The following is a 23,459-nucleotide window of genomic DNA, read 5'->3' as shown; positions in this document are numbered from 1 at the left end:
TGCCCAATGCCCAATGCCCAATGCCCAATGCCCAATGCCCAATGCCCAATGCCCATTTTGAATTAATTTATGCCAAACTACGTTGCCCGTGTTCGCGATACTCAAGGAAAATCCCAAACACAAAAAATTGTTGCCGAATCCTTGGTACAAGCTCGGACTAATCTTAGAGATCAAGGTTTTGTAATCCAAGAACTGAAACAATCTCAAGGATTTCAACCAGATGTTGCCTTCAAAAATTTCCAGAATTCCTTAGTTAAGGTTTCTGTGAAAGACAAAGCTGTTTTTTCGCGTCAATTTGCCGTTTTGATGAATGCGGGAGTTGCGATCGTTAGAAGTCTGGGGGTACTTTCTGAACAGTGTAGTAACCCTAAACTGAAACAAGCTCTTGTGGAAATTAGTATTGATGTTCAAAGCGGAATGAATCTTTCCGAGTCAATGCGGAAGCATCCTGACTGCTTTGATGGATTATATGTGAGTATGATTCAAGCTGGCGAAGTTGGTGGTGTTCTAGACGAAGTATTGAATCGTTTAGCCAAGTTGTTAGAAGATGTTGCCCGCTTACAAAACCAAATTAAATCAGCATTGTCTTATCCAGTGGTCGTGGGTTTTATAGCAGTTGCTATCTTTCTCGGCATGACCATTTTTCTTATTCCCATTTTTGCCACGATTTTTGAACAAATTGGAATTACATTACCACCTCTAACGCAATTCTTGATGGATGCTAGTAAATTTTTGAGAAGTCCGAAAGCTGTCATCCTTCTCTTTATTATTGCCGGACTGAAAATTGGCTATGGACAATTCGGTAAAACTCCTGGTGGTCGCCTAACAATTGATCGTCTTTCCCTGAAGGTGCCGTTGTTTGGCGACTTAATTCAAAAATCTTCGGTCGCCCGCTTTAGCAGAACTTTTGGTTCTTTGACTCGTTCAGGTGTGCCAATTTTAACTTGCTTAGAAATTGTCCGGGATACATCAGGAAACCAAGTGATTGCCAATGCCATAGATGCAGCCCGCCTTGAGATTCAACAAGGAGGTATGATTAGCATTGCTTTACAACAAAGTGAAAGCGTTTTTCCGGCTATGGCAATTCAGATGATTAGTATCGGAGAAGAAACTGGAGAATTAGATGCAATGTTGATGAAAGTTGCCGATTTCTATGAAGATGAAGTTGAGCAGGCAGTAAAAGCAATGACCAGTATTTTGGAACCAGTGATGATTGTAGTTCTAGGGGGAATGGTTGGAACCATTTTGCTAGCGATGTATCTGCCGATGTTTAAAGTATTTGAAACGTTGGGATAGAGGATTAATAGTTAAGAGTTAAGAGTTAGGAGTTAGGAGTTAGGAGTTAGGAGTTAAAACTTGTATTTCTAACTTCTAACTTATAAATTTGATTCTTAACTTATCACTTCTAACTACTCACTATTTAATAAATTATGACTGTGCAAAAATCTCAGTACGAAGCGAGTTTGGCAGAGTACAGCAATCATCTAGCTGCGATCGCCTTACTAAAGCAATATCGGCCATACTTGGAGATGATTCCCAGTTTGCGCCGTCCAGATGAAAGTGTCATCACTATACCCTTGCCCATTGTCCGTCTTCGCAACACTGCTACCATAGCCCCACAAACGATTTGCTTACCCTGTGATCTGGCAATTTTGATGTGCGACCCAGAGTGGAAAATCAAAACTGAACCAGAAATTTTAGTCTTTATTCATCGTGCTCATGAAGATTTTTCTGATTTGTTAGGACGTTGGCGACAAACCCAAGTTTGGCTAGACAATGATTATGAGTGGTTGATGCCTCTGCGCCACAGCCATATTTTGAGTGAAGGATCTAATACCATATATCCTCTGTTTGTCGTTTTTAGTGAGACTTTAGAACGCATCCAACGAGGACTCGTGGGAGCCGAACTCCCATTTATCATGCAAACATCAGATTCGCTGCTTGAGGAAAATTTCACAGATATTTTCTCTCCACAAATTCCACCAGCTTAGAAAAAGTGAGGAGTTAGGAGTTAAAAGTTAGGAGTTAAAAGTGAGGAGTTATCAGTTAGTTCTCGGTAGACAGCTTCAGGAATTAGGACTGTTCCGTAAAGCTGTTGTAGTAAATGAAGATGGTTAATGGCGGCCAGGTTATTGATGGGCGAAGTATCACTGACAATGATCGCAGTCTACCCATCGCCCGCAAGTTTTCTATATCTTGTTCCAAATCCTCCACACCGTAATGCACTGAAATTTGACGGCTTGCGAGTAGATGCTGAAATGCTATACGATTCATTCCTGCAAATCGGCTGGCTTGAGCAAGGGTTAACTTTTCTTTTTGAAAGAGGATCGCCGCAATTTCCTGCTTCATTTCGCCTTCAGTCATCCGAGTTGCGGTTAGTATTTCATTAGGAATGACGACGTTCATAGATGGAAATGCTAAATGAGTAGCCAGATTAGAACCTTTCAAACAATAGAAGATGCTTAGGAGTTTCTTGAACATTTGGGAGCTTCATCAAAGCTGATTCTCCACGTCATGTTAGTTGGTGAAGCTACTGATTTGTTGATTACAAAACTGCAACAATTACGAGTTCCATTTGATCGAGACTTTGTACATCTTGGTGTTGCGTTTCATGATGCAGGAAAGATTCTTCATCCAGATGAGCTTGTTGCAAAAGGAAATAATCACGAAGCCGACGGTGAAGAGTTGTTAATTAGTAATGGTATTAATCCAAACCTTGCACGATGTTGCCGTTCTCATGGGCAATGGCAAACAATGGAATGCTCGCTTGAGGAGTTACTTGTTGCCTTAGCTGATAACCTTTGGAAAGGTAAGCGTAATACTCAACTTGAAGATATTGTGATTAAAAGGTTGGCTACCCAGTGCAGAAAAGATTACTGGGAATTATTTCTTGAGATGGATTTTTGTTTTAAGATAATTGCAGCAGAAGGTGATTCGAGGTTGTTACGTAGTCAAGCAGCATAACATTTTGCTACACCAAATGGACGCTTCAACCCGCATTTCTCACAAGCGGTGCGATCGCTATGACCAAACCTTTATCAGGCTTAGATTTTGAGCGTTTTAGACACTGCATGAATCACAGCAGTATGTGAACGGGGGATTTTATCTCAAGTCTAAGTGGCATAAGCGTTTTGGGCTAATCGTTTAAACCTTTGTGAGAAATCCGGGTTCAATAAGTATAAGGCTAGCGATCGGATTATTACTGGTGAACCCAGAGGATGTACGCCGTTGATGATAACTACTATCTTGTGGGAAACCTTGGAGGAATAGGGCAAACTTAATAATGATGAAGTTTTTCAATAGATTTTATATTTTTGTGAATTGTCTTGCTGGCTATACTACCTCTAATGCTTATTCTTACGGCTTTTCCAGCTTACTTGGCTTTTTTCAGTAGTTACCTTGACTAATCGATCAGGTTAAGAGAGACTAACTAAATACTGATGTGTATGCTGATAAAATTAATAATTTTTGTAAAGATTATGAAATATATATGTTGAAATATGGAACATTAGTTAAAAAATGGCAAGTTTGTATCTAAGTAAAAATGTTCCCACGGGTATATTTGTATCCTTCTGCTAAGGCAGTACTATTTATTTAAGCGTACTTATCGTGGTTGGCCAAGAGCATGGAGACATTAGAGTTCATAATCTATCCAGATGGTCGGGTACAAGAGAAAGTCACTGGCATTGTGGGTGCTTCTTGCGCTGAGGTTACAGCAGCAATAGAGGCACAGCTGGGGCAAGTAGTTAATCTTGAGCCAACCTCAGAATATTTCGCCGCTAAGGTGCAGCAATCTAATGTGGCGAATACGCACACCACTTACAGCGATTGGTAAGTTTTCACAGTAGTTTAGTGTTATTAATTCATAACCACCATGTCACACTTTAGCCAAATTAAGACTCAAATCCGTAACCTTGATTCTTTGAAAGATGCTTTGACTGAATTGGGCGTAGACTGGAAACCAGGTCCACGAGAAGTACGTGGCTATCGCGGTCAAACCCATCCTGCGGAAGTTAGTATTGAGCAGGAAAATGGCTACGACATCGGTTTTAGATGGAATGGCAAAGAATATGAACTGGTGGCTGACTTGCAATATTGGCAGCAAGACTTGTCTGTGGACGGATTTTTGCGCCAGGTAACACAGCGCTATGCTTATCAAACAGTTGTGAAAGAAACCGCTCGTGTTGGTTTTCAAGTCTCGGAACAACAAAAAAATGAAGATGGTTCAATTCGCTTGGTAGTACAACGCTGGAGTGCGTAATGGCTGATTTTCTGCCGTCGCCGGAAGAACAAGAAGATAATCGTTCGGGTTTGGAACCAGAATTAGGGGGTTTTTTACGGGATGCCCCAGAACGTTCTGGTTTAGAACCGGAATTGGGCGGTGTGCTTCGCCAAAATGGTGTTTATGTTGACGAAATCACCTGTATTGGTTGTAAGCACTGCGCTCACGTTGCGCGTAACACCTTTTACATTGAACCAGATTACGGGCGATCGCGCGTGGTTCGGCAAGATGGGGATGCTGAAGAAATTATCCAAGAAGCAATTGACACTTGTCCGGTTGATTGCATTCACTGGCTTGATTACACTGAACTGAATAAGTTAGAACAAGAGCGCAAATATCAGGTAATTCCTGTAGTGGGTTATCCGGTAGAACATGCAGTTGTTGCTAGCCAACGTCGGCGTAAAAAGCAAAAGTTAAAGACCAAAAAATCGCGTTATTAAGATAAAAACGTTAAATAAATATAACAAAGGACTGGTATATCCAGTCCTTTTGTTTTTCGTCATACTAGTTAATTTCTGATGTGTAAATCACATCAAATGGTAAAAGCTAGTATTGTTTAATATTGCTGAAAGGGATTTTTGTTTAAGTCCGATTAATCCAAAATTGGCAATCCAAAATCTAAAATTGTTATGGCTGCCTTCATTTGAAATTTAGAGGATCGTGCTGTGAAAGCAATTTTTCTACTTTCGCCTCGTCTAACCTAGCAGTTAATCTTCTAGTTTCATGCAAGTCTCTAGTAGTTTTTGCCAAAGTAAAAGTTGAGCCAATAGAAAAAGCCAAACCCATACCCATAAAGCCTTTCACCCAGCCATCCACAGGTAAGTTTACAACGCCGAAGGTGGTCATAGAAATAGAAATCACAAAAGCTGCCCAAGTTTGAATAACCCAAGCTGGACTGTCTTTTTGAGTACCAATTGTTTGCATATTTCCTACTTTGATATGAGTGATTTATACCAATTCGTAATTCGTAATCAGGCTCGATAGCGTTCGCAAAGTGTCTGACTCGCTCTTTGTGACGTTAAGGTAATTCGTAATTAAGAGCGTCAGATTTCATCTGGTTTTCTAGACTTGTATCTATAATTTAATTTTGGAGAATTGGTGTTAATAGTGATTGTATTGATTGGTAGGTTTACTGGTATCAATAGTAAGACCAGTTTGGTAACTGGACTCTAAAAGGCAAGCTTAAGAGCAATTGGCATAAACAGAAACTGGTACAAGGTTTGTACCAGTTTTACAAGTGGCATTAAACAGATTAATTTACTTATTCATCTGAAAAAGTCTGTACCTTGCCATCAGGACTGAGAACAACTCGAATTTTGACATTTTGTCCGCGTGGATTGGCAGAAACAAAAGGTTTACCAAGTTCAGGCATCCCAGCGCTATCGACAAATTCTCTTGCTGCCTTATTAAGGGGAAAAATTCGTTCAACTGTACCGTCAACACTGACTATCAAACTGTACTCTAATGTTTGTGCTAGTCCAGTCGGTGGTTGCCAACGCTTTATTAAATATTCTCTAGCTTCTGCTACTTGAGGTGTATCAAATAATGTGCTGTTAGTTGCCACTTGTGTGGATGTGGGGGTTTTGCGTCCGTTCCCTAATTGATCGATAAAGGGATTATTATCCGCAGTTCTAGAGGAGGGAAGTTTTGAAGTAGGTTTCTCTCCAGGAGAAGGTGTCTCCAAGGAATTGATTCTTTCCTCTAGCTGCTGTTGTGAGTTTAGTGTGGAGGGTTCGGTAAGAGTATTGCCACCACTATTATTGGGTATGGTGTCAAGAGACGGGGGGACTGGTGAGATATTAGTTGGTAAGCTGCCTGTGGTAGAAGATAGTCTCGGTGGTAAATTCCGCCGCAGAGGCAGAGTAGCAGTTTGGGGACTTGACGCTGTAGGGTTCTGTGCCAGATTTGGTAATATGGCAATTTCCTGGCCTGGGATTTTGCTGGATGGTGCGTTAGCGAAGCTCGCCGAAGGCATCGCTCCATTGGTGCGAAGGGTTGAAGTCGTCCCCGGAGGTATTGTCAGTGCATTATTTGGAAGTACAGCTGGCGGTGTAGAGAAACTGGAACTAGGGACTACTAGAGGTGCTTGGGGCAAAGTGGATGTGGGAAGTGGAGGGGTCGAACCAAGCAAATTATCTGATGGAGTGGTGAGTCCGGGTTCAGGCGTAGGGAAGTTTAGTGAAGGTGAAGGTTCTAAAGCAGTCTTTACGGCTGCTGGATCTGCTGTTTTGGCTGTCTGCTGTTGCTTTTCCCTGATGTTGTTGGCATATTGCCAGGTAACTGGTAATAAACCTACACCTAATACTAATACTGCGGCAACAGGCGCCCAAGTAGGGAATCTGAGACTCGAAGTACTGTTAAGAGTTGGAAGTGCGATGACATCAGTCGAATATTCATCTAAAGCACTTGCCAAATCAAATAGTTGCAGCAGAGTGAGTTGAATTACGGGGCCAGATGCGTGGTTGGCGAGAGAACCGAGAAATAAGTTGTGAGTTAAATAGCTGTTTGGTTCTAAGTGGATATTTGCCCCAGGAATCTGGGTACTAAAGGAATTTAATATTTTTGTTGAGGACTTTAATCCCGGTTCATCCAATGCTGTGCTTGACTCCTGGTTACTGGAGAAAGTGGCCCAAAAGCTTTCTGGAGGCTGTTGGAGAAATTGTTGTACGTAGCTGGTGACGGCATCGGATAAGGCTTCGAGTTGTTCGCGATCGCCCCGAATTGGAACTCTGTTTTCTTCTGGTAGTCGCGGATCATCAAAACGTAGCTCAAAGCTTAGGTGCTTGAGAACAGTTTTCCCCATCCAACGAGACAGAGGTGAGCTTTGCGCGAATACTTCTAGCGTGCAAGTCGGGGGTGTGTAGCAACGAATGACAGAATTTGATAGAGGCATGGCAGGAACTGCGAGGAAGACTATTGGGGATTTTGCAAAAAAAGAAAAGTTGGAACGGCGGATTCCTCCACTCAGAATTTTGTCAGGTTCCTTCCGTTATCCAAACTGGTGTGCAAGGAGGAAGCAGTGCTGATAGTGTATCGCCCAAGAGCTAACGACTATCAAAAGAGTTTCCTGACCTAGCAAACTTAATTTGAGTGAATTTTGCTTGAGGAATTTCAATTCTTTAATTTAAAATTTTGTTGAACGGTCTATAAGTGCTAGCCAGAGACGGCGATGCCCACCAGGAGCGCTATAAAAAAGTAAATCTACAAGCAGTTTTAGTGCCAGGTTGGTTAGTAAATCCGTTGAGATTTGCTCGTCCTCTTCCATCCGCTCTTGGTAGGTGTTGCAAAAAGCATCAATATAATCTCCAAGTAAAGCAGCCTGATGAGGTTCCCGGTTATTTTCTGCCATTTGTTCCAACAGTCCGACAGCGCGGCGAATCAATTCCTGGTGCTGTTTGGCTAGGTAGCAAGTGATCAGAACAAGCGATCGCGCTTCTTCGACATCTAGCTTTTTTCGCCCTCCTTGACCTTTGCGTAGGGGATTTGATTGGCGCAGTCGCCATAAAGCTACGCGGTCTGGCACTCTTGACTCTAAATTCAGATCAGTTGCCGCCGAAAGCATAGCCTCTGAACCAATGCCAGTTAAGGTTTCTAGCGCCAACAGCACCAAGTCTAATTGGGTTTTGATATTATCCCATTGAACTGTGTTTGGGGCTGGAAGCTTGATTAAATCCTCCCACTGGGAATTTGGAGTGGCTGAGTTGGCGGCCGAGTGCATAACTTTTAGCATAGGTGATCAAGCTGATAGGTGATGTTGCTGTTACCCATTTTGAAACCAGACTCTTAAGAATCAAGCTTGGTTTCCCATAGCTATGAGCCAGAGGCTTCATTTAGCTTTTTTATGTGGTAAACAGCAGGTATCTTTGTCTTACTCTAGATGAAAATTTATTTTTGACAAAGTAGAAAATTATCAATTCTAGTTAACGTTTACTCGACTTTCGCTGCTAGCTCCGTACAACAGTATAAATAAACTATTGTTTTGAATGTTAACCGCTAATTATCGCTAAGTAATTATGTACAATACCTCCTAATTCGTTTGCGGTTTTAAATTTTGAAATTTCTTGATGTTTATTACTGGGTCTTCATGTATACATAATTACTATACAAATCTTTTGCCTGTTTGCTAAAGCCGCTTCTTGCTGCTTTCCATCATCCCACCCCAGTTTCGCTTGTGTGCAGCCTGTTATTTCAGCATAGGCTGGGCAACATCAGGACGATTGATGCCTCCATGAAAATTTGCTCAAGTCAGCATTTAAAGATGTTGGCTACTTGATTATATCCAACTTGGTTGGTAGTATGGCTCTAACCGCAAACCACGCACATATCAGAACTGATTTATAAAATCGATGGGCAAAGGTAATAGTTTAGACATTTACCAAAACCCATGCTTAAGCATGAGTTACAGATAATTCACTCAGTAGTAATCGCAACGCAATAATATAAAAACTATGAAAAAGCATTTTTTTGCCTTTTCACTGATAGCTTGTGCTGTCGGTGTGATGATGCCAACTCAAGCATTTGCAGTTAAGCTATATGGCGCTGGTAGTTTGCGCGATAGCCTCACAGAAGTAGCTGAATCTTTTAAGGAGAAATATGAGATTCCAGTAGAAACGCGATTTGGCCCGTCTGGTTTAACACGAGAATTTATAGAGCAAGAATTCTCCGAAACCGGAAAATCCGCAGATGTTTTTGCCAGCGCAGATATTGAGAACCCTCAGAGATTGTTTCAAGAAGGTTTAAGTGAACCTGTAGTAAACTTCGCTAGCAACCGCATGACTGCTGTTGTCAGATCAGGACTTGGTATCACATCAGATAATTTGTTGGACTTTTTGCTAAAACCCGAAATCAAGTTGGGAACTTCGACGCCTGTGGCAGATCCATCTGGGAACTATGCGTGGCAGATATTTGACAAGGCCGATCAGGTTACACCTGGTAGTTCTCAAATTTTGAAAGATAAAGCCTTGCAGTTAGTAGGTGGTAATCCTAATGCTCCTATAGTTCCTAATGGCAAAAATAATTTAGTCTACTTTTTAGAAGAAACAAAGCAGGCAGATATCTTTTTAGCTTATTACACTAGCGGGAAGACTGCCCAAACAACAGAAGGTGGTGAGAATCTACAAATAGTAGAATTACCCAACTATTTAGCAACGAAAGCTAATTATGGATTGGCTACACTGAAAAACGCCGATCCTGATGGTGAAAAATTAGCTGAATATATCCTGTCACAAAAAGGCCAAGAAATTTTGGCAAAGTATGGATTTACCCCACCTTCTACTTCTATTCCCGAACATCAGGGTGCGGGTGGAATTTTCCTGGCTGTAGGTGTAGCTTTAATCCTGAAGAAAAAACAAGCATTTGTCTCCTCGTAGCCAAAGGTGGCCTTTCCTGCCCACCCCACAAGATGGATAATTTATTTCTTGGAAATCCCTGAAGTAGAAACCGCCTCGAAAGCCTCTCTCCTAAAAGGAGAGAGGAATGGAAGTGAGGTCAGAGTGTATTGCAATTGCCACTTTATTTTTTTATGTGAGCAACGGTAACACCACTGCCGCCATCTGCTTGTTCTGCTGGTTCGTAGTTGTTCACCCTGGGATGCTGTTGCAAAAAGGCGTGAACTCCTTGTCGCAGCTTACCAGTGCCGTACCCGTGAATAATCCAGAGTGGGCCTGTAGCTTCGGAGATGGCTTTATCTAAAATGTATTCGGCATCAGCCACCCGTTTACCACGCAAATCGATGGTGTTTTGGGAAGTCCGAATTTCTGGGACACTTTGCGGTGGTGGCGTTACTACTGCTGGGGCTGGTTTGGGTTTGACAACTGGTTCTGGTTTTTGACCATCTAAAGATTCTACGTCTTCCAACTTCACAGTCATCTTCATTAGCCCAAAGCGAACGCTTAACTCCCCATCTTCATCAGGGGCGGTGATCACATCTGCTATCTGTCCGAGTTTGGGAACGCGGACACGATCGCCTACTTTGGGCATAAATCCAGCTTTTGGTTTTGCTGGCGTTGCTGGCTGATATTGCTGGCCAATTTGATTCAAAGCATTGGTTGCTTGCTGGGCTTCTTGGGCTGTGGGCGTACCTTTTTGCAAGCGGCGGATAACTTGGGCAATTTCACTTTTTGCCTGAGCGATCGCTTGTTGGACTGCTACTTCCTGTGAAGCCCGCAAACTGCTTTCCCTTTCCTCCAAACTTGCGGCTTTTGCGGATACTTCTTTGTATAAACGTTCCGCTTGCTGCAACAAACTTTGGGCTTCCGCAGCTTTGGTTTCCTGGCGGCGGCGTTGCGCTTCTAACCCAGCAATCACCTGGTTAACTTCATCTGTGGCTTCTCCCACTTGAGTTTTCGCCTGTTCTACCACTTCTGGTTTTAATCCCAAGCGCAGGGCAATAGTTAAGGCGTTAGAACGTCCGGGGATGCCCCACAGCAGACGGTAAGTAGGCGAGAGAGTACTTTCGTCAAATTCTACAGAGGCGTTTTCAAACCGCTCATCTTCGTATTTCAGGGCTTTTAATTCCCCGAAGTGAGTCGTGGCGATCGTTAACTGGGCATGGTTGGCTAGATATTGCAACAAGGCGATCGCTAAGGCGCTACCTTCAACTGGATCGGTTCCTGCACCGACTTCATCGAGTAAAACTAGGGAGTGGGGAGTGGGGAGTGGGGAGTGGGGAGTGGGGTATGGGGCATTGGATCCCTCATCTCCCACACTCCCCAAAGCTTCTAAAATCCGACTAATCCGGCGGATGTGTCCAGAGAATGTGGATAAACTTTGCTGTAAGGATTGTTCATCGCCAATATCTGCTAGCACCTGATCAAACCAAGGTATTTCTACTGGTTCGCGGGCGGCGATAAATAAACCGACTTTCGCCATCAATGCTGCTAACCCCAAAGTTTTTAAGGTTACAGTTTTACCGCCAGTATTTGGCCCGGTAATTGTCACTACCCGAATTTGCGGACTTATTAATAAATTGACAGGAACTACTGGTTGCCCTTGTTCGTGCTGTTGTTGCCACACTAACAGAGGATGTCGTAAGTTCCGCAAGGTAATGATTTCATTGTCTTTAGGATGGATAAATCGCGGCGGATTCGCTCCTAGCCAGTAACTATATCGTGATCTAGCGGTTGCCAAATCCAAAGTGGTAGCGATCGCTAACAACCTCTCTAAATCTGGTTTAACTGCGGCTACAAGTTCTGTTAAAACGCGCCGAACCGTTTCCTCTTCGGCTTGTTCTCTCCTGATGATCTGTCGCAGTTGGTTGCCTAGAGGCACTACTGAATTCGGTTCCACGTACAGCGTTGCACCGCTAGTAGAGGTATCGTGAACAATACCAGGGATTGCATCTTTTTGGGGTGCTTTTACGGGGATGACAAAGCGATCGCTCCGTTGGGTAATCAGTTGTTCTTGAACTGCCCCAGATTTTGCCTGTAAGATATTTTGCAGCTTTTGAGTAATTTGGCTGCGTAATCGCCGCAAGTCTGTGCGAATTTCTCCGAGTTTTTGACTGGCGCGATCAGTTACCTGAGCGCGTTCATCAATACAACGGTGAATTTCTTGCTCTAGTTCTGGATAAGTCCGCAAATCGGCAACCAAATCAGTCAGTATCGGCAAATCTTCCTGATTGTCAATCACACGGCGCAAATTTCTGGCACCAGCGAGGGTGGTGGCGATCGCTAACAGTTCATCTCCTGTCAAAACTCCGCTACGTTCTGCCCGTTCTAAGGAATCGCCAATATCTTGAATTCCCTCAAATGACAGTCCTGTGGTCATGCGAGTTTCCAGTTGGTAGACTTCTTTGGTTTGCTCTAACAACTGTTCGCTTTGGCTCTGAGAATCGGGTATTTTCAGATGACGCGCAGCTCTAGCCCCCAGCTTAGTTGCCGCAAAGGTGGCAAGGTGCTGGCAGAGGCGATGCCATTCTAATAGTTCTAAGGTTTCAGATTGGATCAAGGTTTCAATATCTAATCTGAAATTATTGTAACAATTCTAGCTCCTAGATGGATCAATCGTAAAGTACCCCAACTGGATCACGCCAAGTCTTAAAGAATCTGCGTGTCTTCTCCCAAGGGGAGACGCCAAGGGCGAACAGACCGCAGAGTGTCAAAAATACCGCCTCACCTCTAATTCCAGGATTGGATAAAGGTAAAGTTATTATTGCACCAGATTTTAATAATCACGTCATCGCCACAAGACTGAAAAATGCAATTATAGCCAGTGTTATCCTAAGAAATATTAGGAATTAACAATTACTTGGGCAAATGACTATCACCGTCAATGTTTCTGAAGTAACTGCCAAGTTTTCTGAATTGCTGAGTCAGGTATTACTTGGTGAAGAGGTCGTGATTGCACAGAAAGGGATTCCAGTTGCACGCCTAGTCGTCACAGATACAGCCTCACCTCGAATTCCAGGATTGGATAAAGGTAAAGTTATCATTGCACCAGATTTTAACGAGCCTTTACCAGAAGATATCCTAAATGATTTTGACAGTTCTAATCTAGTTTAGCGATGAGAGTTTTACTGGATACCCATGCATTTCTTTGGTGGGTGACAGATGACCCTCAGTTATCTTCCACCAGTCGCAGTATAATTGCTGATTCAGGTAATCTTTTATTTCTGAGCGTGGCAAGTGTCTGGGAGATTGTCATCAAGACTAAATCGGGTAAGCTAACTTTACCTGAACCTGTAGAAGAATATATTCCAAACCGACTAGCACTGAACCGCTTCCAGAGTCTAGATATTCAAATGACACACACTCTACAGGTTGCCACTTTGCCAAACATTCACCGAGATCGGTTTGACCGGATTCTGATTGCCCAAAGTCAAGTAGAGAATTTGCCAATTGTGACCATCGACCAGAAAATTGCACAGTATTCTGTCGAGACTATCTGGTAAAAGGATTTTTTTAGACAACAGCGATCGCTACGACGGGCTACGCTTACGCATTTGTGTTGATAAGAGAAAAGCGATGTCTACGACAGGCTGTGACGCTCGATAGCGCAGCGTTAGCGACGCAGGAGCGTCTGACTCGCTAACGCTGCGCTATCGGTGACGCGCAAAGCCAATGTTTTAATTACGAATTAATTTTTTAACAACTCGCCACAGCAGGGAAAACGGTAGAATAGCTCCGGCGTAGCCCACACTTCAACAAAGCTCAGTGACCATCGTAGACATTGCAATCTTAACTTTTAATAGGAATCTTTGCTACTTTAGAGTAAAAAGGATGCCCAGTCATGCCTAACGTTGAGAAAATTAGTGTTGCTCTTACACCAGAAATAGCTGCTTTTGTGCGTGATGCGGTGGAATCTGGTGAATATGCTAGTGGCAGTGAAGTTATCCGAGAAGCACTACAAGACTGGAAACAAAAACGCCTGTTGCAGTTGCAAAATATTGATGAATTACGCCGTCTTTGGCAAGAAGGAATTGACAGTGGTGCTGGGCAGTATAAAGATATTGAAGCTATTAAACAGGAAGCCCGTAGGCGTTTAGGTCAAATTCCTCAAAAAGATGCATGATTTGTGAGACGTTTTATCCGCACTGCTAAAGCCGAAGAAGACCTGATTGAAATCTGGATTTACATTGCGGCTGATAATCCAACAGCAGCTGACAGATTGCTTAACCAGATTGATACAAAATGTCAAATGCTAGCTGATAACCCAGAACTTGGTCAAGCGCGTCCTGATATTGCGCCAGGGTTAAGGTATTTTCCAGTTGGTCGCTATCTGATTCTCTACCGGAATATCAGCGAAGGTATTGAAGTCGTGCGCGTTGTGCATGGTGCAAGGCATTTGCCCGATATTATTTACTGATAAACTAATTATTTTCTACAATTTTAATCGCCCTCACCTAGTTTTTTAATTACGAATTACGAATTACGAATTAATATCGCCCTTAAGATTTGGAATAACTGACCTAAGCAACGTTTGCAGATGGCACGGGGAGTAGACTGGCGTTGTAGGGTTGCTAGATTTTTACGAATTGTGTAGTGGGATGACTAACTCCTAAAATGCGATCGCACATCTCCAAGGCTTGGGTGTAGAGGGGTTAGGCTTCGCTGTACCGCCCTTCGTTTTTGTAGAGTAGAAGTTTATGCCCGTTAATAATTTGAGTGCCAATGGAAGCTTGAGGTTTTTTTAATTAAAAATTAAAAATTTTGCTTTTTAAGTTTGTAGTCTGGCTGTGCATTATGGCAATTAAGTTAAAAAATTGAGATTTATCTGAATATTTCCGATTTTAGAGACTTTAGTGTAGCTTTTTCAACTCATTGCGTCTTATATCTAAGCTTTCCTTCTTAAAATCACGATTTTTTTCTTAAACTCATGATTTTTTTCTTAAAATCATGATTTTTTTCTTAAACTCATGATTTTTTTCTTAAAATCACGATTTTTTTCTTAAACTCATGATTTTTTTCTTATTAACATCGTGTTATTAGTTAATATTGCTGAGGTTAATATTACACTCGCTACTAATTCGTGTGGATTCTACTGAACCAAAATCTAGCTTTAGTAAGGCAAGCTAGCTCTAGAAGACAATCAAAAGAATATTATATATGCCTCGTCAAAAACGTACATACCGCGCTCTAGAAAAAGCAGAATTAAGACTTGCTGGACTCAGAGCAATTGATCCTGATATGGATTTTGGAGAGACTCGCAACGTGCAAAACATAACCCAAATAAGCCAGCAATTACGCATCAAAATTGATGCTTATAATACTGCTCTTTCGGTGATTGACTCTTCTAAAACCAATATGGATGAATTGGAAAAAACTTTAACTGACCTCACTGATAAAATGCTAATTGGAATTGCATTTACTTACGGCACAGACAGCAGTGAATATGAAATGGCGGGTGGTCTTCGCAAAAGCAAACGCACCCGCAAAACCACGGCGACACCCTCAAAGGTAACTCCATAATCACACACTACTTTATCTGGCGGTGCGTTAGGTTAAACTCCTAACGCATCCTAATAGACATAGGCGTGAAAAAGAATTGTTTTGACGTAGCACTGCTACGTCTCTACAAGGGTTCTGGGTAACGCATATTTAATTTCACGCCTATGTTTAATAGCTCTATTTCAGAGGATGTTTAAAAAGTATTGGGCAAATAGAATTAGCTACTACACAAACGTACTCCTTCCCTGCGGAACGCTACGCGAACGGAGAAGCAAGCTACGCGTAGCGTCTCGTAAAGAAGTCCACCTCCGTGGACTAAGAGAAAATCAAGGATTTTTAACCCACGGAGGTGGGTAAAGTCTCGTGTAGCCGCGACTTCTAGTCGCCCGACTTTTTAAACATCCTCTCAGCATTTACCTCTTTTTAAAGGTGTCAAACTAGGCGGGGGGGTGTGGGGATTTGAATATGGGGAGCAGGTATAGGTATAAAACGATCGCAAACAGATTTAAGAATACGATTAATTTGTCCTTCGTAAGCACATCCAATTACAGTCTTTCCATATTCATGGAGCTTTTTAGCTAAAGCGGCAAATGCACCATCACCTGATACAATCACAAAAACTTGCAGTGTCGGACGATTCTGAGCTAATTCCATAACATCAATCGCTAGCTGCATGTCTGCTGCATTCCGTTTGTGACTATAATCAAAAATTTGAATTGCTTCAATGCCAAGTTCTTGAATCTCATTCTTGAGTAGCTTTAATCGAGAATCACTCCAGTCAGCATAAGCGCATTGGATAGCAATTTTATTAACTAGGGCAGTCTTTTCTAAATTTGTTTGAATTTGTTTCAAAGAAAAATTTAAGTTAGGATTGCTTCTACCCATTGTTAAGTTCTCAATATCATAGAAAATAGCTGTGTTGAACTGCTCAGTTTTAGGTGAAACATTAGCTGTAGTAGTAAACTGCTCTACACAAATCTGACGCTGCTTTAAATCTTTAAACTCAGCTATTAAAGATGTGATCTCTGTCTTTGATTCAGAATTTCCTTCTTTCTGTCCTAACTGTGTAATTACTGTTGTTAAATCATTGATTTGCAGCCTTGCTTGTTCTAATTCCTGCTGTAACTTTTCAGTTAATATATTGATTTGACTCTGGGTTTGAACAGTCTGCTCCCGAAGTTCCGCCATATTTCTGGAGAAAATTTGCTGGCGTTGCTGATAAGCAGTTAGCAAAGCTTGCTGTACGATATCCCATTCTTTGGGAAAAGCCTCACGGGTATATACTTGTAAAACTGTTTCATAACCAGCAATGGCAATTTCTAAATTACTCGCACGGTTCCCTTGTTCAAACTCTTGAATAATCCTACTCAGTTTTACAAGGACTCTAGCTATATTAATCGCATTGGCGGGTTCTTGAGCAAAGCGATCGCTTATCCATTTTCGCAACATTAAAGCTAAGTTATCATTGAGTTTGCTTAAGTTATGTTGCAGAATTGGATATATTTCCTGATTTTGATAAGTAGCTCTTAATAAATCGATTAGAAAGGTTTGCTCCTGGTTAACAGCTTCGTTTGGCATAGCTAAACTCTTGACAATACATATTTTAGGTTAGTATTCCCAAGTTTTGATGCTATCTAACAATTAAAGTGGGGTAATCCAATAAGTAATGCCCCGGACAACTTGTTTGTTAAAACCAAACAGAAGTAAATTATCTTCAGATAAACCTACATAAGTCCAATGTGGAGCATCGTTTTCTACAGTTTGAAACCAACTATTTTGATTCAGAGCTTTTATCTGTTCTTTATTAGATACGTGTAAATCAATTGCTAATCCCCAGAGATGTTGTGAAGTTCCAGGAGGTGCAACCAAACCGAGGATTTTTGTTTCTTGGCCATGTTGAACTTTTGCTAAAATTCTATCGTTAGCATATTTGTGCCAAAATTTTAAATTCGTGTTGAAAGTGCGAGTACAATCACCAGAACCATAACCAGATTTTAGCGGAATCTTTTGTTGGATTCGCGCTTTGTTTAAAGCATCAGCCGCCGATTTTTGTAAGTAACAGTCGTTAGTGCCATCAACATGACCCATTGTTAAAGTAGCTTGAAACTCTTGGGTTTCTTGTTCATTTGCAAAGATATCTTTTGGCGGTAGTTTAATTCCGACATCTTGATTTACAAAGACTGCGCCATACGCCCGCAGCAAAATATATTCATAAGTACCAGGCTGGGGAATCGTGGGTAACTTCCTAGCGATCGCAGATAAAAAACGCTGTTGTTTATTTAATTCTGGGTTGGGAATAAATGGTTGTAATATTGCCTCGTGAGAAGTATCTCTACAAGGTAATAAATCAGTAGTTAAGCATCCGTTTAATGGTTGACCAGTTCTACTCAACTGGTTGTGGGTAATCTCATTACTAGCTACTAATGTAAAAATAATCAAGATAACTATACTGAGAAAAGTTAACTTTTTGATAATTCTAGTAATATTTCTTTTCTTTCTGATGGTGAGTTTCATTTTTAAATAGTTGACTAATTGATTCAAGGATAAAAGTCAATCCGGTTTAGCTAAGGCTAAAATCTTTTGTAAAAGTCAATTTTTTAACGAACCGCAGAGGCGCAGAGAACGCTGAGAGAAGAAAGAAATAAGGAGAAGGGTTGGGGGTGACGTTTACTCATTACTCGTTCCCAGGTTCCGCCTGGGAATGCATTCATTGAGTCTCTGACTCAATTTATGACTGGAGGCAGAGCCTCTAATCAGGCATTCCCATGCAGAGCATGGGAACGAGATAAATATAGCTTTTCTTAATAAGAATGAAGTACAGCTTAACTTCACACCAATAAAACTATGCTTTATCTCCCCTCTCCGAACTCACGGAGAGGGGTTGGGGGTGAGGTTTTAATCTAAGGTACTTCATGCAATTACTAACTGCTAGATATGGTTCTATATAACTTCTGCAATATCTAATATATATCCGTAATAAATCCATTTATGTTGATGGCTAACCATATGTAAAATAGCTGTGATGAATGAACCTGAACATTGCCACACTTCTTAAAAAAGATCATATTTTTTACTTATTACTCCAGTTAAAAAAAGAAACTTGTCTCTAATTGAGTATTAGTAAATTTGATAACTTTATTATCAGAAAGATACCTCCAGGAAACCACTGGAACAGTTAAAATTGAAAAGAACTCTAAGCTAGCCGATCCTGTAAGTATGACCATGCACAATTCCGTTGAATTCCAAGACGCTTTTGATGTCATAGTCGTCGGTGCAGGTCACTCCGGTTGCGAAGCAGCTCTTGCCTCTGCCCGCCTCGGTTGTCGTACCTTGCTATTGACGCTCAACTTGGATAAAATCGCTTGGCAACCTTGCAACCCAGCAGTGGGTGGCCCGGCCAAATCTCAGTTGACTCATGAGGTAGATGCACTCGGCGGCGAAATTGGTAAAGTAGCAGACCGCACCTACTTGCAAAAACGTATCCTCAACTCTTCACGGGGGCCTGCTGTTTGGGCATTACGCGCCCAGACGGACAAGCGCGAATATGCCGCAGTGATGAAAAATATTGTTGAGAATCAAGAAAACTTGACAATCCGCGAAAGCATGGCAATAGATTTGGTGCTGGGTGCTAACGGTGAAGTCATTGGTGTTGAAACTTATTTTGGTGTCGGGTTCCAATGTAAAGCAGTTATCTTGACAACTGGCACCTTTTTGGGTGGCAAAATTTGGGTTGGTAACAAATCAATGCCAGCCGGACGCGCTGGGGAATTTGCAGCTGAGGGATTGACACAAACCCTAAATCGCCTGGGATTTGAAACCGGAAGGCTAAAAACTGGAACTCCAGCACGGGTAGATAAGCGATCGGTAGATTATAGTAAAATGCTAATCCAGCCAGGGGATGAAGATGTGCGCTGGTTTAGCTTTGACCCAGATGTGTGGGTAGAACGGGAACAGATGCCTTGCTACATTACGCGCACAACCGCCGAAACCCATCGCCTAGTTCAGGATAATTTGCACCTTTCGCCCGTCTATGGCGGTTGGGTGGAAGCCAAAGGGCCGCGTTATTGTCCCAGTATTGAAGATAAGATTGTCCGCTTTGCCGATAAGGAAAGCCATCAAATTTTTATTGAACCGGAAGGAAGAGATATACCCGAACTGTATATTCAAGGGTTTTCTACAGGTTTACCAGAAAATTTGCAACTGCATATGTTGCGGACTCTCCCCGGCTTGGAAAAATGTGTGATGCTGCGTCCGGCGTATGCTGTGGAATATGACTATTTACCAGCAACTCAGTGTTACCCCACACTGATGACTAAGAAGATTGCGGGGCTGTTTTGTGCTGGGCAGATTAACGGCACGACAGGTTATGAAGAAGCCGCAGCTCAAGGGCTGGTGGCGGGAATTAACGCAGCTCGATTTGTTCGCTCTCAAGAAATGATTGTCTTTGCCCGCGAACAAAGTTACATTGGGACGCTAGTTGATGACCTGTGTACAAAAGACTTGCGGGAACCTTACCGGATGCTTACCAGTAGGTCTGAGTATCGATTGCTGTTGCGTTCTGACAATGCCGACCAACGCCTGACACCCTTGGGACGGGAAATTGGTTTAATTGACGATCGCCGTTGGGATCTATTTACCGAAAAACAGGCAAATATTACCACAGAAAAACAAAGATTGCAAGTTACACGCGTCAAAGAATATGATCAAATTGGCATAGCGATCGCATCTGATACGCAGCAATTAATTAAAGGTTCAATTACCCTGAATGAATTACTGCGCCGTCCGGGATTCCATTACGTTGATCTCGACAGGTTCGGACTGGGAAACCCCAACCTGAACCGCGCCGAGAAAGAAGGTGCAGAAATTGACATTAAATATTCTGGCTATCTCGCTAGACAACAAAATCAGATTGACCAAATTGCCCGCCAAGGACACCGCCAGTTACCTGGGAATTTGGACTACACAACAATTGATACTCTTTCCAAAGAAGCACGGGAAAAGCTAACTCACGTAAAACCACTCACTCTTGGTCAAGCGGCACGTATCGGTGGTGTAAACCCAGCAGATATTAACGCCTTATTATTATATTTAGAATTGGGTAGAACCAAGAGCCGGGCGGAGTTTCCAGCGTTAGCTTCACACAAAGTTGATAAAGACTGAGTATAGTAGTAGGGAGGGAGATTGGTATGATAGATGACATAAATCTTAGTACTGCCATCATCAACAATTTCCAGATGAAAGTTGAGTTTAATACCAACGCTCAATCAACTCGTCTCAATCGGACGGGGGATTGGATGTTGGATTAATAATTTACGCTGTGTGCAACTTTCTCTCAAACCTAACCCCCAACCCCAACCCTACAAGGTAAGGGGAGCAAGAATCAAAGCCTCTCTCCCACAGGGACAGAGGAATAGAATCGGGGTTTCAAGAATAAGTCGCACCGATGCGTTAATCCTAATTTTCAGGCAGTAGGGGCGGCGTTTCTCCGTCCTCGCAACAAAGATAGAACATCTATGTTACAAGAAGCCAGCACCCGTCCGCGTTTTATAGTACCGGAACCATCAGAAGACTTAATCGCCAACGAGCCTTGGTCGATAGAAAACTATGCTGATGGATTAATGGATGAACTCTTTGCCGATATCGACTACATTCTGGATTTTAGTGGTAATCTCCCTTCTCAAACTGTTAAGCGCAGTAATCAGAACAAATCGCAATCTGTTGCTGGGGTTTCTCCCCAACCTCAACCCCAGTCGCCTCCAGAATATATGCCTCTGCAAACATTTACGATACCCACACCAAAGCAAACACTACAGTCAGTTGCTCAAGATAACCACAAGCAATTGAGTACCGTTAAACCAGTTAGTAGAAAGCGTCAGAAAAGTAGTCGTACTTTGGGCAAACTGCTGATTGTGGGAACAACTTTAGGCGTGGCGATCCCTGGTATTATCTACCTGGTGCAGTCTGGAGTCATATATCTTTTAAATACCAAATTGCCTGAATCAATTCTTTTAATACCGCAATCGCAGTCACAGTTGCCTGCAAAAATAGAAATTGAGGCAGAGTTAGTTGACTATATGCTCGGAGCGCTGACAGTTATAGACAAGCAAGAAACAAAAGGCAATCGAAAACCAGAATTCTCCAGTCGGGCAAATACTAACCAAATAGCCCTTGGTAACGAGCAAACAACTGCTAATCTACCAGCATTTCCAGCAGCCCCGAACCGTTCTGGAAGTGTTGTTGAGCGCATCTATGTTCCCGTTTATCAAGCGCCCTCGCCAATGCATTACGCGTTCCCGGCGATTCCTGGTAGTCCCACACTTTTACCACAACTTGCCAGTGCGTTAAAGGGATATCAACCGAATGTTGTAACAAGTGCCCTGAATAGAGTGCAACAAGCTGCCAAGCCTGTAACCGCCAACTTTGCTGCGGCTGTACAAGCCCAACTTAAACCTGTGGCTGGGAAAACTGCATCGATTACCGTGCGGCAAACACCCAAGCCACTGCCTGCATTACCAGTAGTTCCATTACGTGCAGCACTGGCACCATCAGAACCAACTATTACCCAGGAACTAGTATATCCGGCAACTGCGATCGCGATCGCTCAGGCTCCTAGTGATACCTTAGAAGGATTGCTAGAGTTGGGCAACAAATCTGCCGCTTTGTTTAAAATCGATGGCGTGACTCGCCGCGTTAATATGGGTGAAAGTATCGGCTCAAGCGGTTGGACACTAGTAGATGTTAGTAATGGCGAAGCTGTTATCCGGCGTAACGGCGAAGTGCGATCGATTTACGCAGGACAGAGATTGTAAAAGTTCTTCTGTCAGCAATTCCACACACTAAAATATTGCGATGTGCCTCAACTCATAACCGTCTAGTGCAGCGACTTGTTAGCGTGCGGTGGTAAATACGCTTGAGAATTACTCGTAACGTCCCTTCTTAGATTTAATCACCTCAATTACATCATCGTGCCTTTGCCCTTCAATAATATCCTTGAGATGAATTTGCCTACTAATGTATTGAACGTGGATACGCCAGGCTGACACTTTATCGATATCAGCACGATAAATTGCTTGCTTCACACCTTTTACTTTGTGCAGTCTCGTTTTGGGAAATTTTCTTGTTCTGTGACACTCGTTATCTTCAAGTTCTGCCAATGCTTCAAAAAAACAAATCTTTAACTCGTCATCTGGCAAAATCTTCATAGCCTCGTAAATAATGCCGTATTCATCACAGAGAGTAAGGGTTTGCGCCATAAACAAGCTTACGGGATCTGGGCAATTTCTTGATTATCATGGACTAGCTCTTGATACAAAGATTCTGCTACACCTTTATATGCTTTATCGAGGTCATCGCGTTTGACTACTCGAAAAAGAGTAAAAATAACCTGTCCAAAGATTGGATCTTCGTCAACTGCCAAAATCACCCTTAGCTTTTGAGAAACCCGTAGCGTATACAACGAAGATTCGTAACCATTAAGATATGACAGTAGAGGAAGACGACGCAACTTACGATAAACATCAGCTTTTTGAGTTGGGAAAAGGCTAGCGCAATCGTTAATTTTTTGAATCGCCGTTGCTTTCTCATCTTCGCTTAACTTAGCAAGATCCTTTTCAAAGCCTCTTGTTGACTCAACTAGAACATCCACGTTACAAACCGCCAATCTAAATTTAGCTACTTGCTCTCATAATTTAAGCATAACAACAAAATCTCCTTGCCCAAATAGCCCTGCGAGAATTTAAGAACCCTTAAGCAGAAAGATCGTAACTTTTGAATCGATCTTCCAGAATTTTTGGTTGTTGAGGATTGAAGGTATCGATTTTTTGTTTAACAATTCTACCGGGGGTTATCCTTCTAGTACACTCTGGGAATTGCTATATCTATTGCCGTTTGCATTAGGTAATGCCAATATATAAATATATAGTTTTTAAGCAAAAGATAGGACAATAAACCCATGAAAATGAGCGTAACAGTACTAGAATTATCTGGTAACTTAGATGGTATCAGAGGTAATGAACTACGTCGTGAAGTTAGCAACATTGTGTCCAATGGAGTCAATGTTTTGTTACTTGATCTTAAAGAAGTAAGCTTTATTGATAGCTCTGGTTTAGGTGCTTTAGTAGCAGCAATGCAAATGGTACGAACTGCTAATGGTAAATTTTTTGTCTGTTCGATCAGCGCCCAAGTCAGGATGTTATTTGAACTGACTAAAATGGATAGAATTTTTCAAACATTTGCTGACCAGGATGAATTCAAGCGCCAAGTATGGACAACACAGTAAGCTGCTAGAAAAG

At 42.2% G+C, this 23,459-nt stretch carries 24 protein-coding genes and 2 pseudogenes; 15 read left to right on the top strand and 11 right to left on the bottom strand.

The genetic code is table 11. The annotated features are described in order from the left end of the window. Positions 1 to 69 precede the first annotated feature (69 nt). Both HWQ23_RS24890 and HWQ23_RS24885 read left to right on the top strand, forming a co-directional pair. Positions 70 to 1,296, top strand: a complete 1,227-nt coding sequence (locus HWQ23_RS24890; RefSeq protein ID WP_292834232.1) for a type II secretion system F family protein — start codon at positions 70 to 72, stop codon at positions 1,294 to 1,296. A gap of 134 nt (positions 1,297 to 1,430) precedes the next feature. After that, complete coding sequence (locus HWQ23_RS24885; RefSeq protein WP_292834229.1) at positions 1,431 to 1,991, top strand: hypothetical protein; 561 nt, start codon at positions 1,431 to 1,433, stop codon at positions 1,989 to 1,991. 50 nt (positions 1,992 to 2,041) lie between these two features. Here HWQ23_RS24885 and HWQ23_RS24880 read toward each other — a convergent pair. Both HWQ23_RS24880 and HWQ23_RS24875 read right to left on the bottom strand, forming a co-directional pair. Further along, positions 2,042 to 2,161: pseudogene (locus HWQ23_RS24880) on the bottom strand (PIN domain-containing protein); the annotation flags it as partial. Between the two features lie 35 nt (positions 2,162 to 2,196). After that, positions 2,197 to 2,406: pseudogene (locus HWQ23_RS24875) on the bottom strand (UPF0175 family protein); the annotation flags it as partial. Between the two features lie 108 nt (positions 2,407 to 2,514). Between HWQ23_RS24875 and HWQ23_RS24870 the strand changes: the two are divergent. Continuing rightward, a complete protein-coding gene (locus HWQ23_RS24870) occupies positions 2,515 to 2,964 on the top strand; it encodes an HD domain-containing protein (RefSeq protein WP_292834226.1) in 450 nt (149 codons plus the stop codon). A 180-nt stretch (positions 2,965 to 3,144) separates the two neighbouring features. On the opposite strand, the gene HWQ23_RS24865 is transcribed toward HWQ23_RS24870, so the two are convergent. After that, positions 3,145 to 3,300: a hypothetical protein gene (locus HWQ23_RS24865; protein ID WP_292834223.1), complete on the bottom strand. Its 156-nt coding sequence runs from the start codon at positions 3,298 to 3,300 to the stop codon at positions 3,145 to 3,147. Positions 3,301 to 3,625: 325 nt separating this feature from the next. On the opposite strand from HWQ23_RS24865, the gene HWQ23_RS24860 reads away from it, so the two are divergent. Genes HWQ23_RS24860 through HWQ23_RS24850 form a run of 3 tightly spaced genes read left to right on the top strand, consistent with a single transcriptional unit; the run spans position 3,626 to position 4,722 of the window. Further along, positions 3,626 to 3,835: a DUF2997 domain-containing protein gene (locus tag HWQ23_RS24860; protein WP_292834221.1), complete on the top strand. Its 210-nt coding sequence runs from the start codon at positions 3,626 to 3,628 to the stop codon at positions 3,833 to 3,835. A gap of 39 nt (positions 3,836 to 3,874) precedes the next feature. After that, positions 3,875 to 4,261, top strand: a complete 387-nt coding sequence (locus HWQ23_RS24855; RefSeq protein WP_012406942.1) for a DUF1257 domain-containing protein — start codon at positions 3,875 to 3,877, stop codon at positions 4,259 to 4,261. Then, positions 4,261 to 4,722: a ferredoxin gene (locus HWQ23_RS24850; RefSeq protein WP_292834218.1), complete on the top strand. Its 462-nt coding sequence runs from the start codon at positions 4,261 to 4,263 to the stop codon at positions 4,720 to 4,722. The genes HWQ23_RS24855 and HWQ23_RS24850 overlap by 1 nt, the downstream gene beginning before the upstream one ends. 199 nt (positions 4,723 to 4,921) lie before the next feature. On the opposite strand, the gene HWQ23_RS24845 is transcribed toward HWQ23_RS24850, so the two are convergent. The 3 genes from HWQ23_RS24845 to HWQ23_RS24835 all read right to left on the bottom strand — a co-directional run bounded on the left by HWQ23_RS24845 (position 4,922) and on the right by HWQ23_RS24835 (position 8,012). Beyond that, complete coding sequence (locus HWQ23_RS24845) at positions 4,922 to 5,206, bottom strand: YiaA/YiaB family inner membrane protein (RefSeq protein ID WP_292834215.1); 285 nt, start codon at positions 5,204 to 5,206, stop codon at positions 4,922 to 4,924. A 337-nt stretch (positions 5,207 to 5,543) separates the two neighbouring features. Further along, positions 5,544 to 7,175, bottom strand: a complete 1,632-nt coding sequence (locus tag HWQ23_RS24840; RefSeq protein ID WP_292834212.1) for a DUF4335 domain-containing protein — start codon at positions 7,173 to 7,175, stop codon at positions 5,544 to 5,546. Positions 7,176 to 7,406: 231 nt separating this feature from the next. After that, complete coding sequence (locus HWQ23_RS24835) at positions 7,407 to 8,012, bottom strand: DUF3038 domain-containing protein (RefSeq protein WP_292834209.1); 606 nt, start codon at positions 8,010 to 8,012, stop codon at positions 7,407 to 7,409. Between the two features lie 718 nt (positions 8,013 to 8,730). Here HWQ23_RS24835 and HWQ23_RS24830 point away from each other — a divergent pair. Continuing rightward, positions 8,731 to 9,651: a molybdate ABC transporter substrate-binding protein gene (locus HWQ23_RS24830; protein ID WP_292834206.1), complete on the top strand. Its 921-nt coding sequence runs from the start codon at positions 8,731 to 8,733 to the stop codon at positions 9,649 to 9,651. A gap of 142 nt (positions 9,652 to 9,793) precedes the next feature. Here the strand turns inward: HWQ23_RS24830 and HWQ23_RS24825 are convergent, their stop codons facing one another. Continuing rightward, positions 9,794 to 12,229, bottom strand: coding sequence for an endonuclease MutS2 (locus tag HWQ23_RS24825; RefSeq protein WP_292834203.1), 2,436 nt, complete (start codon positions 12,227 to 12,229; stop codon positions 9,794 to 9,796). A gap of 308 nt (positions 12,230 to 12,537) precedes the next feature. Here HWQ23_RS24825 and HWQ23_RS24820 point away from each other — a divergent pair, with 308 nt between their 5' ends. The 5 genes from HWQ23_RS24820 (at position 12,538) to HWQ23_RS24800 (ending at position 15,189) form a co-directional block, all read left to right on the top strand. Continuing rightward, entirely contained in the window at positions 12,538 to 12,783 is a 246-nt protein-coding gene (locus HWQ23_RS24820) for a type II toxin-antitoxin system Phd/YefM family antitoxin (RefSeq protein WP_292834200.1), read from the top strand. Positions 12,784 to 12,785: 2 nt separating this feature from the next. Beyond that, entirely contained in the window at positions 12,786 to 13,172 is a 387-nt protein-coding gene (locus tag HWQ23_RS24815; RefSeq protein WP_292834197.1) for a type II toxin-antitoxin system VapC family toxin, read from the top strand. A gap of 338 nt (positions 13,173 to 13,510) precedes the next feature. Beyond that, positions 13,511 to 13,792 (top strand): type II toxin-antitoxin system ParD family antitoxin, encoded by a 282-nt coding sequence (locus tag HWQ23_RS24810; RefSeq protein WP_292834194.1) that lies wholly within the window; start codon positions 13,511 to 13,513, stop codon positions 13,790 to 13,792. 3 nt (positions 13,793 to 13,795) lie between these two features. Next, positions 13,796 to 14,086 carry a type II toxin-antitoxin system RelE/ParE family toxin gene (locus tag HWQ23_RS24805; protein ID WP_292834191.1) on the top strand — a complete coding sequence of 97 codons (291 nt, stop codon included), beginning with the start codon at positions 13,796 to 13,798 and terminating at the stop codon, positions 14,084 to 14,086. A gap of 740 nt (positions 14,087 to 14,826) precedes the next feature. After that, positions 14,827 to 15,189: a hypothetical protein gene (locus HWQ23_RS24800; protein WP_292834188.1), complete on the top strand. Its 363-nt coding sequence runs from the start codon at positions 14,827 to 14,829 to the stop codon at positions 15,187 to 15,189. Positions 15,190 to 15,600: 411 nt separating this feature from the next. Here the strand turns inward: HWQ23_RS24800 and HWQ23_RS24795 are convergent, their stop codons facing one another. Both HWQ23_RS24795 and HWQ23_RS24790 read right to left on the bottom strand, forming a co-directional pair. Further along, positions 15,601 to 16,746, bottom strand: a complete 1,146-nt coding sequence (locus HWQ23_RS24795) for an NYN domain-containing protein (RefSeq protein ID WP_292834185.1) — start codon at positions 16,744 to 16,746, stop codon at positions 15,601 to 15,603. 63 nt (positions 16,747 to 16,809) lie between these two features. After that, positions 16,810 to 17,682 (bottom strand): D-alanyl-D-alanine carboxypeptidase family protein, encoded by an 873-nt coding sequence (locus HWQ23_RS24790; RefSeq protein WP_292834182.1) that lies wholly within the window; start codon positions 17,680 to 17,682, stop codon positions 16,810 to 16,812. Between the two features lie 702 nt (positions 17,683 to 18,384). On the opposite strand from HWQ23_RS24790, the gene mnmG reads away from it, so the two are divergent. Next, complete coding sequence (gene mnmG, locus HWQ23_RS24785) at positions 18,385 to 20,328, top strand: tRNA uridine-5-carboxymethylaminomethyl(34) synthesis enzyme MnmG (RefSeq protein WP_292834239.1); 1,944 nt, start codon at positions 18,385 to 18,387, stop codon at positions 20,326 to 20,328. A gap of 353 nt (positions 20,329 to 20,681) precedes the next feature. Next, complete coding sequence (locus HWQ23_RS24780) at positions 20,682 to 21,977, top strand: hypothetical protein (protein WP_292834179.1); 1,296 nt, start codon at positions 20,682 to 20,684, stop codon at positions 21,975 to 21,977. 108 nt (positions 21,978 to 22,085) lie between these two features. On the opposite strand, the gene HWQ23_RS24775 is transcribed toward HWQ23_RS24780, so the two are convergent. Both HWQ23_RS24775 and HWQ23_RS24770 read right to left on the bottom strand, forming a co-directional pair. Continuing rightward, positions 22,086 to 22,421 (bottom strand): hypothetical protein, encoded by a 336-nt coding sequence (locus HWQ23_RS24775; protein ID WP_292834176.1) that lies wholly within the window; start codon positions 22,419 to 22,421, stop codon positions 22,086 to 22,088. 8 nt (positions 22,422 to 22,429) lie between these two features. Then, a complete protein-coding gene (locus HWQ23_RS24770; RefSeq protein ID WP_292834173.1) occupies positions 22,430 to 22,813 on the bottom strand; it encodes a hypothetical protein in 384 nt (127 codons plus the stop codon). 306 nt (positions 22,814 to 23,119) lie between these two features. Here HWQ23_RS24770 and HWQ23_RS24765 point away from each other — a divergent pair, with 306 nt between their 5' ends. Beyond that, the gene (locus tag HWQ23_RS24765; protein ID WP_292834171.1) at positions 23,120 to 23,446 is read left to right on the top strand and encodes an STAS domain-containing protein; all 327 of its coding nucleotides are present in this window, start codon (positions 23,120 to 23,122) and stop codon (positions 23,444 to 23,446) included. Positions 23,447 to 23,459 lie beyond the last annotated feature (13 nt).

Origin of the sequence: Nostoc sp. JL33, from assembly GCF_017114985.1 — a bacterium.
Lineage (GTDB): Bacteria > Cyanobacteriota > Cyanobacteriia > Cyanobacteriales > Nostocaceae > Nostoc.
Note: the sequence above shows the minus strand (reverse complement) of the source record. Positions and strands in the feature narration are given on the sequence as shown.